Origin of the sequence: Micromonospora yangpuensis, from assembly GCF_900091615.1 — a bacterium.
In the GTDB taxonomy this organism is placed as follows: Bacteria; Actinomycetota; Actinomycetes; order Mycobacteriales; family Micromonosporaceae; genus Micromonospora; species Micromonospora yangpuensis.
The window spans coordinates 1,012,668-1,026,113 of sequence record NZ_FMIA01000002.1 but is presented as its reverse complement, the minus strand read 5'-3'; the positions used below and the strand labels follow the sequence as shown (position 1 = coordinate 1,026,113).

The 13,446-nt window shown below is 70.2% G+C and carries 10 protein-coding genes; 4 read left to right on the top strand and 6 right to left on the bottom strand.

Annotated features, from left to right (window positions below; genetic code table 11):
* Positions 1-5 precede the first annotated feature (5 nt).
* Positions 6-1,727, top strand: coding sequence for a hypothetical protein (locus tag GA0070617_RS04925; protein ID WP_091434369.1), 1,722 nt, complete (start codon positions 6-8; stop codon positions 1,725-1,727).
* Here GA0070617_RS04925 and GA0070617_RS04920 read toward each other — a convergent pair.
* The 4 genes from GA0070617_RS04920 to GA0070617_RS04905 all read right to left on the bottom strand — a co-directional run bounded on the left by GA0070617_RS04920 (position 1,724) and on the right by GA0070617_RS04905 (position 7,460).
* Positions 1,724-2,182, bottom strand: a complete 459-nt coding sequence (locus GA0070617_RS04920) for a very short patch repair endonuclease (RefSeq protein WP_268239627.1) — start codon at positions 2,180-2,182, stop codon at positions 1,724-1,726. The two genes, GA0070617_RS04925 and GA0070617_RS04920, sit on opposite strands and share 4 nt — an antisense overlap.
* Before the next feature lie 31 nt (positions 2,183-2,213).
* Entirely contained in the window at positions 2,214-3,461 is a 1,248-nt protein-coding gene (locus GA0070617_RS04915) for a DNA cytosine methyltransferase (RefSeq protein WP_091434365.1), read from the bottom strand.
* 231 nt (positions 3,462-3,692) lie between these two features.
* A complete protein-coding gene (locus tag GA0070617_RS31980; protein ID WP_091434364.1) occupies positions 3,693-5,573 on the bottom strand; it encodes an AfsR/SARP family transcriptional regulator in 1,881 nt (626 codons plus the stop codon).
* Positions 5,574-5,618: 45 nt separating this feature from the next.
* The gene (locus GA0070617_RS04905; RefSeq protein WP_091434362.1) at positions 5,619-7,460 is read right to left on the bottom strand and encodes an Hsp70 family protein; all 1,842 of its coding nucleotides are present in this window, start codon (positions 7,458-7,460) and stop codon (positions 5,619-5,621) included.
* A 106-nt stretch (positions 7,461-7,566) separates the two neighbouring features.
* On the opposite strand from GA0070617_RS04905, the gene GA0070617_RS04900 reads away from it, so the two are divergent.
* On the top strand, positions 7,567-7,866 hold the full coding sequence (locus GA0070617_RS04900; protein WP_139135580.1) for a hypothetical protein: 300 nt from the start codon (positions 7,567-7,569) through the stop codon (positions 7,864-7,866).
* 19 nt (positions 7,867-7,885) lie between these two features.
* Here GA0070617_RS04900 and GA0070617_RS04895 read toward each other — a convergent pair whose 3' ends face one another.
* A complete protein-coding gene (locus GA0070617_RS04895) occupies positions 7,886-8,284 on the bottom strand; it encodes a hypothetical protein (protein WP_091434357.1) in 399 nt (132 codons plus the stop codon).
* A gap of 310 nt (positions 8,285-8,594) precedes the next feature.
* On the opposite strand from GA0070617_RS04895, the gene GA0070617_RS04890 reads away from it, so the two are divergent.
* Positions 8,595-11,387: an AfsR/SARP family transcriptional regulator gene (locus GA0070617_RS04890; protein ID WP_139135579.1), complete on the top strand. Its 2,793-nt coding sequence runs from the start codon at positions 8,595-8,597 to the stop codon at positions 11,385-11,387.
* A complete protein-coding gene (locus GA0070617_RS30390; protein WP_175440440.1) occupies positions 11,384-12,781 on the top strand; it encodes a hypothetical protein in 1,398 nt (465 codons plus the stop codon). The genes GA0070617_RS04890 and GA0070617_RS30390 overlap by 4 nt, the downstream gene beginning before the upstream one ends.
* An 88-nt stretch (positions 12,782-12,869) precedes the next feature.
* Here GA0070617_RS30390 and GA0070617_RS29640 read toward each other — a convergent pair whose 3' ends face one another.
* Positions 12,870-13,274 (bottom strand): hypothetical protein, encoded by a 405-nt coding sequence (locus tag GA0070617_RS29640; protein ID WP_139135578.1) that lies wholly within the window; start codon positions 13,272-13,274, stop codon positions 12,870-12,872.
* Positions 13,275-13,446: the final 172 nt, after the last annotated feature.

Sequence of the window (13,446 nt, the reverse complement as noted above, 5' to 3'; positions counted from 1 at the left end):
CCACTGTGAAGGACAAGCGCAGCGGCACCCAGGTGCTCTACGGCCTGCTGCCCGAGCAGACCGCCGACCTGCAGGGCGGAATCTGGAAGTCGGTTGAGTGGCGAGACCCCATCAAGGTCGACGTCGATGAGGCGGCGATCCGTCGACGCCTAGAAACCGAGATCCTCGGCTGGACCAGAGACGTCGGAGCCGTCAATGCCTCCCGCACCCTCGACATCGAGGTCGTGAAGGTTAACGACTCCCGAGGTGTCAAGGTCGAGCGGTATCCCGAAATCTACATCTGCCGTCACTGCCGGCGCGTCGAATCGGTACGTGACAGGAACTGCGCGTGCGGGCAGAAGAGCTGGCAGCAGAGCCACTTCGTCGGCTACCACGAGTGTGGCCGTCTCGAGGCCCCCCGCATTCCTCGCTGTGAACAGCACAACCAGGTGCGCATGGAGTACCAGCCAACAATCGACGCGAGTAAAATCCTCTTCAAATGCCCAATCTGCAAAGCGACCTTGCAACGCGGCTTCTCATACCGCCGCTGTCCCTGTGGCCGCCGCTGGCCCCAACGAGACTCCCACGCTCTGGCTTATACCGTGCACCGATCCGCCAGCGTCTACGCACCGCAGAGCTTCGTACTGATCAACCCGGGGACCAAACGCCGCATCATCGAGATCACTGAGTCCGGTGGCCCGCGTCGTGCGCTCACGTGGGTTCTCAATGGCATGCGGGAAGATCGTCCCAGCGAACGCCAGCACACGACCAGTTCCTTGGTCGACCAGCTCGTCGCGAGCGGTGTGTCCCGTGCGGTCGCTGAACAGATGGCCGGGGTGGCCGCCAGCCACGGTGAACTGACGAGCGAGGACGACCTCGGCCCTCTCGCCGCCGCGCCCCACGAACGGCTGCTCCAGGCTGAACGCGAGGCGGTTGACCTCGCGCTGGCCACGTTCGATGGGCGGGTCCGAATACAGGACTTGCTCAGCGACAGCGTGCCTGTTGCCGTGCGGGACCGATACACAAACGTCTACCCCGAGGCCATGCAGCGTGCAGGGTTAGAGACGGTCGAGCTCGCCGACCGTTTCCCCGTGATGCGCGCGGTCTACGGCTTCACTCGTGGCGGCACTGTGCCGGGCGCGGTGAACCTCAACCTATTCAGCGGGAAGCGAGGTCGCCGAATCTACGCCGACCCGCAACAGTCCGAGGCCCTAATGTTTCGGCTGAACCCCACGCTTGTCGCCCGCTGGCTGCGTCAACGGGGACATGATGTGCCCACCGCTCCCGACGACCGGGGCACACGCGCCGCGATCGCCAGTGTCATTGATCTTCCCGATAGATTCAATGAACACACCGGCCAGCCGACGCCTGGTTCGGAACTTTTGGGACTAGTGCATTCCTACGCGCACCGGGTTATACGCCAGCTGTCTGTCTTCGCGGGCGTGGACCGCGAGAGCCTCGGCGAATACCTCCTGCCCAGTCACGGAGTATTCTTCGTGTTCGCCGCCGCGCGGGGCGACTTCGTGCTTGGCGGTCTGCAGGCGGTATTCGAGAACGACCTGCAGACGTTCCTCGACGCCGTCGTCAACGCCGAGCACCGCTGCCCCCTCGACCCCGCTTGCGAGCGCAACGGCGGTGCCTGCCACGCCTGCGCACACCTGGGCGAACCGGTGTGTGGGCACTTCAACCGCTACCTTCACCGTGGGACCCTCTTAGGTCCAAACGGCTACCTCAGGCTAGTAAGCTAAAGAGGATTCGACAGGGCGCGGGCCGTTGCGACTGCGGCCCGCACCCTGTCAGCCGCAACTGCGGCCTCCTCATGTTCCCAGATCCGCAGGACCGTCCACCCCGCCTGACGCAACCGGAGATCTGTCTCTACGTCTCGCCTGCGATTGCCCTCGATCTTCGACGCCCAGAATTCCGCGTTCAGGCGCGCGGGCCGGTAATGCGCCGGACAGCCATGCCAATAACAGCCATCTACGAACACCGCGACCTTCGCCCGCGTAAAGACGAGGTCCGCAGTGCGCCGCATCGACGGTAAGGGGCGGATGCCGACACGGTAGCGCAGGCCAATCGACCAGACCGCACGGCGAACGCGCATCTCCGGTTGAGTATCACGACCACGATTTCCGCGCATTACCCGTGTGATCGCATCCGACGACGCGGCTGGCGACGGCAGAGAGCTAGCGTCGAGCCGCGTCACGGTTGTGAAGTCCGCGCTTTCAGCCGTTTCGTCACCCCTTTGGCCTGAGCTGAGCCCGCACGGAATCGCCTACGACCTTCGCCAAGGCCACAGGCACCGCGTTCCCCAATTGGCGCATCTGCGGACCCCGCGAACCGTCAAGTTTCCACTCGTCGTCGAAGGTCATCAACCGTGCCACCTCACGCACGGTCATGTACCGGTATCGCCCCAGCCGGTCGATGACGGTCAGCTCACCACCGGCGACCCCGTGGACACCGGCCTTGATCGTCTTCGATGGCAAGTCAAGATCGCTGGGCTGATGGCCCCGATACATCCTCGCCCCAGGCCATCCGACGTGATGCAGCGGGCCGCCGGAGTGCTTCCGGTCCAGCGCGGGCTCGTCAAGGCCCTTGATTCCGTCCCGCACGGTCCGCCATGGTGCCTTGTCGTCAGGCAGCATCTCCGTCAATGAATCGGCTAGCCCCTTGCGAGGAGGAACCCCATGCCTTACCCAGTATTCACCGTTAAGAAGGTCTCGGATCAGGCTTGAGCGGCTATGTGTCGGCTCTGGCGGGATCCATTCCACGTTGAGGCTCGCCCGGAATGCGACGATGAAAAGGCGCTTCCTCAGCTGGGGAACGCCATAGTCGGCAGCGTTGAGGGGAACGCCCTTCACTATGTAGCGATCCTCGTCAGGGACGTCCTTCGCCTTTATCCGCTTCCGTAGGCGTTCGTGATGGTGCCGCCAGTGCTCGCCTTCGAGACGTTCCTCGTGGGGTACGCGAAGGCCATCGAGGATGTATTCGTAGTAATCCTTGAAGGATGGACGCGTTAGGCCAATCACGTTCTCGGCGATGACGACGTCGGGACGAGCCTCGTGTGCGGCGCGGAACATCTCTGGCCAAAGATTGCGCTCCCCACCGATCTTCTCCTCAATGTCTTGTGATTTTCCGGCAATGCTCCACGGCTGACATGGGACTCCGCCGGCCAGAACATGAACTTTGCCAGAGAAAGGATGGAAATTTACATCTTGGACTTTGCCTTCATAAAGCGGCCACGGATCGCTGGCCGCCGGTACCGATTTAGCGGCGGCGGCAAGATTAGCGCAATCTACCGCGCGGTTATACCGGAGAGATTCGCAGGCCCGATGATAGGACTCAACGGCCAAGAGGTGGCGAAAACCTGCTAGATGCAGACCCTCGGCGAGCCCCCCGGTGCCGGTGAACAACTCGACGCTGGTCAGCGGATCGTCGTCGCTCCCCGCCTGGGCGCTGCGAATAGAACGCTCGTCCACAACCATCCCCGGTACCCTACCGCCGCCACAGCAAGAATGAAGCCCCACGTGGCTTCCCTGCAGCCGGGCTGGTCCCATCAAACAGGGTGACACCCCGTCTTGCCAAGTCACTGGCCGACAAGATCTCAGCGGCAACGTGCGGCGGTGGTTCCCGAGGTGGGACCGGACCGGGTGGAGCAATATGTGGGTGAAGGTGGCGCTCGGCGAGCCACTGCGGCAGTTGATGGTCGCAGACGGTCAGACGACGAAGCCGGTCGGTGAGGTGCCGTGGCGGGCCGAGGCGAGGCCGGCGTCGGTGAGTCGTTGCCGGTAGCGGGTGAGGAGCGCGTTCGCGGTGTGGTGGTCGCCGAGGGTGGTGAGGGTGTCGGCGGCAAGGTCGTGAAGGTGCTCGTTGTACGGGTCGAGGCGGAGAGCGTCCTGGAGTCGGCGTAGTCGGGCCTGGGGGTCGGGCGTGTGGTGGGCGAGGGTGGTGTGGGCGTCGATGAGGTGGCGTCGGAGGGTTTCGCGGGTGGGGTCGAGCCAGGGCCAGGTGTGTCCGGTGGCGAGGTCGCCGGTGTAGTGGTCGATGACGGCTTGGTGGGCGTGGTCCTGGTTGGTGAGTGCGGCGGTGGCGTGGGTGATCGCCGCGTTGAGGTGCCACAGGTCGACGTCGGTGTGCTGGTGGTGGAGGTGGTAGCGGTCGTTGGTGTGGGTGATGGGGTCGGGTTGTCCGGTGGTGGTGATGGTGGTGCGCAGGTCGCTGAGGGTGGTGTAGAGGCGGCGGGTGACGGTGTGTGGGGGTAGGCCGGGCCAGATGGTGGTGGCGAGGGCGCGGGCGGTGAGGCCCTCGGGGTGGACGGCAAGGGCGACGAGGATCTGGAGGGCGGCGCTGCGGCGGATCGGTACCGGCTCGTTGTCGGCGTGAAGGGTGATGTCGCCGAGGACCCGCAGCCTGAGCGGTCTCCGCGCCGGTGGTCGCGGCGGGGGCGGCTGAGGAGGTCGTTGCGGGGGCACGGCCACCGGTGGTGACGCTGCGGGGGTTGGGGTGAGGACGGTGAGGAGGTCGCGGGCGGCGGTGGTGGTGAGCACGCAGAGTCGGCCCCGCTCGGTGTGTCCGTCGGGTTCGACCCGCCAGCCGGTGCCGTGGCCCCATGTTCCGATGAGGACCGCTCTGGTTCCGGTGAGGGCGGTGTGGAGCCGGGCGGCGGTGGTGGGGTCGGTGGGTGTGTGGGTGAGCAGCGTCGGTGGTCCGGGCAGTTGGTCCGGCCGGCTGAGGGCGGTGAGGGCCTGGTCGGGGGTGTCGGTGATGTGTAGTCCGGGCAGGCCGTCCAGGGCCAGGGGCTGGTTCCCGAGGAGGGTGGTCAGGTCGGGGCGGCTGGTGACGAGCACGGTGGTGGGGTGTTCGGTGGGGCGCAGTGCCTGGAGCAGGGTGGTGATGAGGATGCCGCGTGCGGCGTCGGCGGCTCCGGGTCCGTTCAGTCCGATCCCGCCGAGGGGGAACTCCACCGCGGGTTCGTGGTCCGGTGGTGTGGGGTTGGTGGCGAGGGTGGCTTGGACGGCGGTGACGGTGGGTGGCAGCGGTGTCAGGTCGCGGTCGTCGCGGGGTGCGGGTGGGGGTTGGTAGGCGCGGCGGCGTCGGAGCCAGACCAGGGCGCCGGCGGCGGCGATCTGGTCTGCGGTGTGGGTGGGGATCCATCCGCCTGGTACGTCGATGCCTGACTGGGCTGTCCGGGTCGGGTGGTGGAGGTCGCCGGTGCTGGTGGTGGGGGCGGCGGGTTCGTCGATGGTGACGGTGGTGGTGGGGGTCCAGAGGGCGGCGGCGCCGGCCATGCCGGTGGCGGTGGCCTGCATCGGGGTGGGCAGCGGCATCCGCCGCAGCCGCCGGATAGTGGCTTTGGCGCGTACGGCGGTGGTGTGGAGGGTGATGGTGGCGGTGAGCAGCCAGAGGGCCCAGGCGAGGAGGACCAGGCCGGCCATCATGGTGTCCTCGGTCAGCGGTTGGCTGATCCACTGTTCCCACTGCTGCCGGTCGGGGCGGGCGGGCAACGGCCAGCCGATGCCGTAGACGAGGACGGCGGGTGGGCCGGTCAGGATGGCGAGGATTCCTGCGGCTGAGGCGATCTGTCGGGGCCATCTCACCGCTCCCACCCCCACCCAGGTGGGGGGTGTTCGGCGGGCTGCGGGTCAGGGTTGTGGGGCATGGGCTGCGGTTGGGGTGCGGACGAGGCGGGTCCAGAGCCGGTATATCCACCAGGTGGTGACGGCGGTGGCGTAGATGCCGGCGAGGATGCCGATGGTGTTCGGGGAGGCGATCGCGGCGGTGATCACCGCGAGGGGTGCGCCGATGACCAGGCGCAGGATCCAGGGGCGGGTCAGGGCGGTGACCGCTCCGACGCCGATGAGCAGGCCGCCGGCGCGTCCGGCGAGGTCGATCCAGAGGACCATGTCGGGCCATCGGTCGGCGGTGGCCGAGTACTGGACGAGGCCCATGCCGGTGCCTGCGGCGAGGACCGAGCCGACCGGGAACAGCAGCAGGGCCGACCAGCCGCCGGGTGGGGTGCGCCACTGGCGGGCGGCGACCACCGCCGCGGCGAGGGCGAGAACGGCGACGGGGAGGATGGGGAGCAGGGCCCAGCGGAGGAACGGGCCGATCTGCATCTGCAGGTACTGGGCGGCGACCACCGCGTAGAGGGCGGCGATCGCGGTGCCCAGGGACATCGCCGACAGGATGCCGAGGCTGACCGCCGGGGCCCGGCCTGGCGGTGCGGCCTGTCCGGCCGGTGTGCCGTGGGTGGCGGCGAGGGATCCGAGGAGGGTGCCGGCGGACAGGCAGGCGATGACCGCGAACACCGAGGCCATCGCCAACTGTCCCCAGGACGGCTCCGCCCACGAGTTCGGATAGATCCCGCCCCAGTAGACGGTGAGCAGCATCTGCACGATCATCGCCAACGACATGAAGCCGGGTACCGCCACCGCCCACGCCCGACGGGCCGGCGGCATGACCGGCTCCTGCCCCACCCCTTCCCCGTCGTCGGCGGTGGTGTCGGCGGCGCCTCGGGCGGCGGCGAACAGCGGGTCGTCGATCACGTGCGGGGTGAGGCCGGTGCGTTGTGCGACGACGGCGGCGGCCAGGGGCAGCCGGGTGGTGCCGCCGACCAGGCACACCCCTGCCAGGTCCGCGGGCGTCAGTTCGGCGGCGGCGATCGTGTCCACGGTGAGTTGCCCGACCCGCTCCAGCACCGGCCGCGCCGTCTCCTCCAGCAACACGCCGGTGGCGACCACCGCCGTCCCACCGGGCTGGGGCACGGTGATGGCCGTGTGCCAGGCCAGGTTCTCCTTGGCCGTCCGCACGCTCGCCACCCACCCCCACCCGCCGTCCTCGCCGGGCAGGGCCGCGGCCAGGGCGTGGTCGATGGCGTCGCCGCCGGCGGCGGGATCGGCCAGGGTCGCCAGGACCTCGAAGCCGGCCGGGCCGCGGCGCAGCACCGTCACCTCCGCCCCGCCCCCGACATCCACCACCAGCAGGTACGCGCCCACGGGCAGCTGTGTGCCGTGGGCGAGGAGGTGGTCGGCGACCGCGACCGGGGCCTCCACCAGACGCGGCTGGCCCAACCCGGCCCGGTGCGCCGCCTGCCGCATCCAGGTACGTCGGCGCGGCCCCCACCCGGCCGGCACGACCAGCCGCACATCCTCCACCGGCCCGCCCGCCACCAGTTGCGCCTGTTCGGCGATCCGGCGCAGGGTCGCGGCCACCAGGTCCGCCGCCGGTACCCGCCGGCCGTCCACGTCGATGTCCTGCTCCGCCGAGCGGCGCGGTGCCGGCACGAACCGGTCCGGTTCCCGTACCGCGGCCCGCCACGCCTGCTCTCCCGTCCATACGCTGGCGTCGGCGGCCACCAGGACGGCGCTCGACAGCACCACCGACCCGTCCACGGTCACCGGTGTCCAGCGGCCGTCCGGCCACGCCACGACCGCCTGCGTGGTGGTGCCGCCGTAGTCGATCGCCAGCCGTACCCGCCCTGACATAGAGATCAGTCAAACATGAGGATCACATTCACGTCACCCACGAATACGCACCGTGTCCGCCGCTGAGGGGCACGGATCGGCGTCGATCGTCACGTAGGGTCCGGGCATGCCCGCGCAGGACACCCCGGTCATCGACCTCGACGCTCCACCGGCCGACACGCCACGACCGCCACCTCGCCGACCCCGTCGGTACGCCGCGGTGCTCGCCCTCACCGTGGCCGCCCTGGGTGTCCTACCCGGCGAACCGAACCACCCCACCTCGCAGGACTCCGCCGAGGGTTGCGACCGTTATCCCGCATGGGCGAGGTTCATCGCCATGAACAAGCCGGAGACCACTCGGCAGATGATGGTCATTGATGGCGCTACCGGCGAGGTCCTCTGCGTCTACCACTACCGCGCACGCTGACCGAGCATCCGGGAGCGGATCACGCCTGCCGGATCCAGGACACGCCGGCCGGACGCTGAGCGGTGGCGACGTACTCCATGACCAGTCCGCGCGCCGTGGCCGTGTCCAGGCCGACGAGGGCGGTGGGAATCTCGACGAGGCCGACGTCGGCCGACTCGTACACGGTGATCCCGGTGTCCGCCGCCTCCGGAGTGGTGGCGTAGGAGTTGTCGGGCAGCCACCGCACGGCGGCCCGGTCGGCGTCGATGTCGACATCGACACGCAGGACCGGCTGACCGGCGGGACCGACCGTGAGGGTCTGCCCGCGACCGCCGTGGGGCATGACCGCCCGAACCTGCTCGTCGAACCGCCGACCGGCCTCCTCCGGATCGGACAGGGCGTAGGGGTGGCCGTGGTAGTCGCAGAGCCACAGCGTCATCGACGGAAGTCCTCTCTCCGGTGCCGGCGAACTCACCCTGCCACCTCGTGCCGCCCCTGACGTGCGCCCCACACCCACGGCCGGATTCCGGCAGGACATCGACGCCTCCGGTGCCGGTACCGCCACCCCGCCCGCCCGTGACGCGGTGGGGCGAGCAGGGTGGCTGAGCAACCCATCAAGGGCCTGACCTGCGTTTGTAAGGTCGTGTGAGGTGCTGTGAGGTTCTGTGAACTGTCAGAGCCGTCTCCCCCCGCCGGTCCGGGCCTAGCGTTCCCGGCACACCACACCCGGTCGGCAGGAGGGAACGTTCATGGGCATCCGGACTACAGCTCACGTCGGCAGGACCGTGACCGCGCTGGCCGTGGTCGGCGCTCCCGCGGTACTGCTGTGGGCGCTCGGCCGTCCCGGCCCGCGGTGGCCGACCGGCGACGAGGTCAGGGCGTGGATCGCGCAGCCGATGACACCCGGTTTCCTCACCGTCCTGGCGGTCACCGCCGGGTGGGCGCTGTGGGCGCTGCTGGCCACCACCGTGCTCACCGGCCTGCACGACCGCGCCGCCCGCCGCCTACGGGGGGTCGCCCGGGTGCGGCTGCCGGGGCCGTTGCAGGGGCTGGCCGCCGCGCTGCTCGGGGCCACCGCCGTCACCACCGCCGCCGGGGGAACCGCTCCCGCCGCGCTGGCCGCCACGGCCACCGACACCACGGACCAGCCCGCCCCACCACCCGCCGACGCCGATCGGCCGGCCGATACCGCCGGTACGGCGACCCGGCCGGACGACAGCGCCGCCACGCGTCGCAGCGTGACGGTACGGCGGGGCGACACCCTGTCCGGCATCGCCGAGCGCAGGCTCGACGACGCCGACCGGTGGCGCGACATCTACACCCTCAACCGGGGCACCCGCTTCGCCACCGGCGCGTTCACCGACCCCGACCTCATCCAACCCGGCTGGAGACTGCGCCTACCCGTGTCGGCGGACACGCCCCCGCCTCCGCCCGCTCCGGCCCCGCCCACACCCGCCGGACCCGACCCCGGCCACCACGTCGACCCGCCGGCCCCGCCGCCGGACGACACCACCACCGGTCCGTCTCCCGAGCCCGACGCCACCACCGGGGTACCCGTCGCACCGGAGCGTGACGCGTCGGCGGACTGCGGCCGGCCCGGCGTGTCCCTGGGCGATCGGGGCTGGATGGACGCGGCGTTGGCCGCCGCGGTGCTGACCGCCGCGACGCTCGCCTGGACCCGCCGCCGTCACACCCACACCCCGGCCCCGAACAGCCCCGGCGGGGGCCTGGCCGCCGTGGCACCGGTCGTGGCCCGCATCCGCCGTGCCCTGCCCCCACGGACAGCACCCGCACCCGTGGTCGCCGACAACGCGGGCCAACCCGCCGTCGACGCCGTACCGCCGCCGGTCGGCTCCCTGGTCACGCCGGCGCTGGCCAGCCCGACGATCGACCTCTGGCCGCCGGCAGGTCTGGGCCTGACCGGACCGGGAGCACGGGCAGCCGCCCGCGGCATCCTGGTGTCCACCCTCGCCGCCGACAGCCCGGACCACGCCCACCGGCGCGGCCACGTCGTCATACCCGCAGCCGTCCTCACCACCCTGACCGGCACCACCGTCGTCACGCCCCGGCTGACCGTCGCCGACGGACTGACCCAGGCCCTAGCGTTTCTGGAGGAACAGATCCTGCACCGTACCCGGATCTGCTTCGACCACGAGGTCGACACCGTCGCCGCTCTGCGCGACGCGGCCCCGACGGTCGAACCCCTGCCCCCGATGGTGCTCATCGCCGACGCCACCGCCGCACACGAACGCGCCCGAATCGCCGCGTTGCTCACCCAGGGACAGCGACTCGACATCCACGGCGTCCTGCTCGGCGCATGGCCGGACGGGGACAGCGTCGCCGTCGCCGACGACGGCACCACCAGCCCCGCCGCCGACGAGGCCCGACGACACAGTCGCCACACCGTCCACGTCGGCCGGCTCACCGTCATCGACCCGGCCGACACCGGCGAACTGCTGCGCGTCCTGGCCGAGGCCCACACCGGCCCGCCACCGACAACCACCGCCGCCTCCCCTACCCCGCACGCCGACGCCCGTCGGGGCGACGAACCGCCGGACCCAGGAGACACCCCCTCCCACGAGAAAAAGGCCGTCCTCGTGCGCGGAGCGGCCATGCCCGACCACGAACCCGATCCTGCGCCTGCCGACGACCTCCTCGTCGAGCAGCCGCAGCACCCAGCCCGCCACCGACCCGCGACCGGAGACAGCCACGGCCCCCCGCAGGTCGAGGCGACCGCCGAACACGACCGCGAGGACCGTGGCGTACCGCTACGGGAGGCCGCCGAGGGCCGGGTGGTGGTGCGGGTACTCGGTGACGCCCGCGTCGTCGACGTCGACACGACCCAGCCGTTGCGGAGCAAGTCCCTGGAACTGCTGGTCTACCTCGCCACGCGTGGCGGTACCGCCAGCCAGGACGCCATCCTGGAGGACCTGCTGCCCGAGGCGACGGCCCGTAAGGCACCGCACCGCCTGCACACCTACGTCTACAACCTGCGCCGCGTCCTGAAACACACCGCCGGCCCCGGCACCTACCTGTCCCACCCCGGCCGGCAGTACGTCCTGCACCGCGACCTGGTGGACGTGGACCTGTGGCGGATGACCGACGCCCTCGACCAAGCCGAACACGCCACCGACCCCACCGAACGGATCACCGCCCTCCGCCGCGCCCTCGACGCCTACCAGGGACCCCTGGCCGGCGGGAAGGACTACGAGTGGATCGAGGCGTACCGGGAGGCGATCCGCCGCCAGGCCCTCGACGCCGCCCTGACCCTGGCCGAGGCCCTCGACGACCCCGACGAGACACTCGCCGTGCTCACCACGGCCATCGGCCACCACCCGTACGCCGAACCGTTGTACCAGGCCGCGATGCGCGCCCACGCCGCCCGGGGTGACGCCACGGCCATCCGGGACCTGCGCGACCGGCTCGGCCGGGCCCTCGCCGAGATCGACACCGAGATCAGCGACGACACCACGACCCTGGCCGGCTCCCTGCTCGACCAGCCGCCACCGGACCACCCCGGCAACGGGAAGGCGACCCGGTGAACGGCATCGACACCGGTGACGGCCGCCGCGCCGGCTCCGACGGAGCCCCTCCCCCACCGGCGGGCGCGTCCACCCCGGAGGCGGCCCCCGCCCGGACGCCGGTCCCGTCCGCGGCAGGTGGGCTCGACACCCAGCTACGGCAGGCCGTGACCCGGACCGCGCGCATGCGGGCCGTGTTCTACGTCGTCGTCCTGTTGGTGGCCCTGGCCGGACAGGTCACCGGCGCCACCCAGAAACTCGACATCCCTCTGCTCGTCGCGATCCCCGCCGTCGCGACCCTGGAACTCGGCGGCGTCGTGGTGATGGCCAACGCCGACGTCCGGCGACGACTCGGCGAACGCGCCCTCGCCTCCCGGATCCTGTCCGCCGCCGTCGCCGCCGCGGCCGTGGCGTTCAACTGGCTGTCCCACGACAACCCCCTGGTCGGCGGCTTCTTCGCGGGCATGTCCGCCCTCGGCTACCTGGTCTGGCTGACACACGTGGAGAACCTGCGACGCGACCGCCTCCGGGCCGTCGGCGCCCTGCCCGCGACCACCCCCGCGTACGAGATCCTCGGCCACTGGCTACGCCACCCCCGGATCACCCGCCGCGCCCGGTCCCTGGCCCGCGCCGACCCACGACTCGGCCTCTACGACTCCATCGACGCCGCCCGCACCCAGCTGCGCCGGGAACACCGCGACCGGGCGATCGCCACGGTCCTGCGCCGCAAGATCAGAACAGCGGTCGACCCGAGGACCGCCACGATCGCCGTACACGTCTACGACCTCGACGAGATCGCCGCCCGGCTGGCCGCCACCGCCGACTACGACGGCCTCACCAACCTCATCGCCGCCGACCTCACCCCGACCCGCATCGCCACCAGCGGCACCCCACATCCACGGCGACGCCTGCGCTTGCCACACGTCCGGCCAGCGGGCGGCGACAACCCCGGCAGCGGATCCCCGGACGATGTTGCTCAGGGACTCCCACTGGCTATCCGGCCGGGCTCCACCGCGACGAACCCGCGCCGCGGCCGACACAGGTCGGCGGAAGCCACCGACCCCGACCGGCCCCGACCGCCCGCGAAACGCGACACGGGCCAGATGGGCCGACAGCGGGACCACACCCTCGACGAGTCGCGACCCGCGACGGATCTACTCGAACCCGCGCCGCCACCCGCAGTTACCGCTCGCACGGAAGGCGACGGCGATGCCGGCAGGCCACCCACGACAGGCGACCGTGGGCAGGCGTCGCCGGTGCTAAGCAAAACCGCCGCCGCCGTCGCCTACTGGCTCCGGATCGACGCGACCCTGCCCTACCAGGAGATCGGACGAAGAATCGGCCGCACCGAACGCACCGTGCGCCGCAACCTGCCGCCGGACTTCCACCGTCCGGCTGCCCGAGGTGAGGCCTGACGGTCGGACAGCAGGCCCGCCCACGCAGCCCCAATTCACCGAGCTCAGAGATGGGCATGAAGCGGATTCCTTCTAGACGTCGACGAGCCTAGCGTTCTGCGATTCTGGTCGCGATGAATAACGCTGGGCCTCCTACAAGCACCGTCCCCCAGAAGGTGATCGCGACGGCTGGGCCGCCGAACACGGCAATGGCTACGGCGCAGATCGCGGCGTAAACCAGCGCCACCAACACAAACCACCGGCGGTTGTGGTGCCGTCGAAGGGAGAGCGCGCCGACCGAAATTAGATAGTTATCCCACCAGGCCGGGGGCTGAGCTCCCCGGCTTTGAATCTCGGCAGTTACTGCTGAATTCTCGGCCTCCCAAGTATCACGTCGCCGGTCGTAGTCAACGGCATCGAAGTCACGGGGATACCCGTCCTTAAGCCGCACAAGTCGCACATACAGAGCCTCGTCGCTCACGGAACGGAGATCATCCTTCGGCACATCCATCATCGACGCCTCCTGAAGAATTCGAGACCTCCACTGCCGCCTGCACAGCTTTGAGTGCGTGGCGAGGGCTGGCGGTGCCACGGTCGGCGAAGCGAAAGAACTCCTACTGGTCGATATCATACCAAAGAGTGTCGCTATCCACTATCCAGATCTCCACCTCGACCCTCTTAGGCGA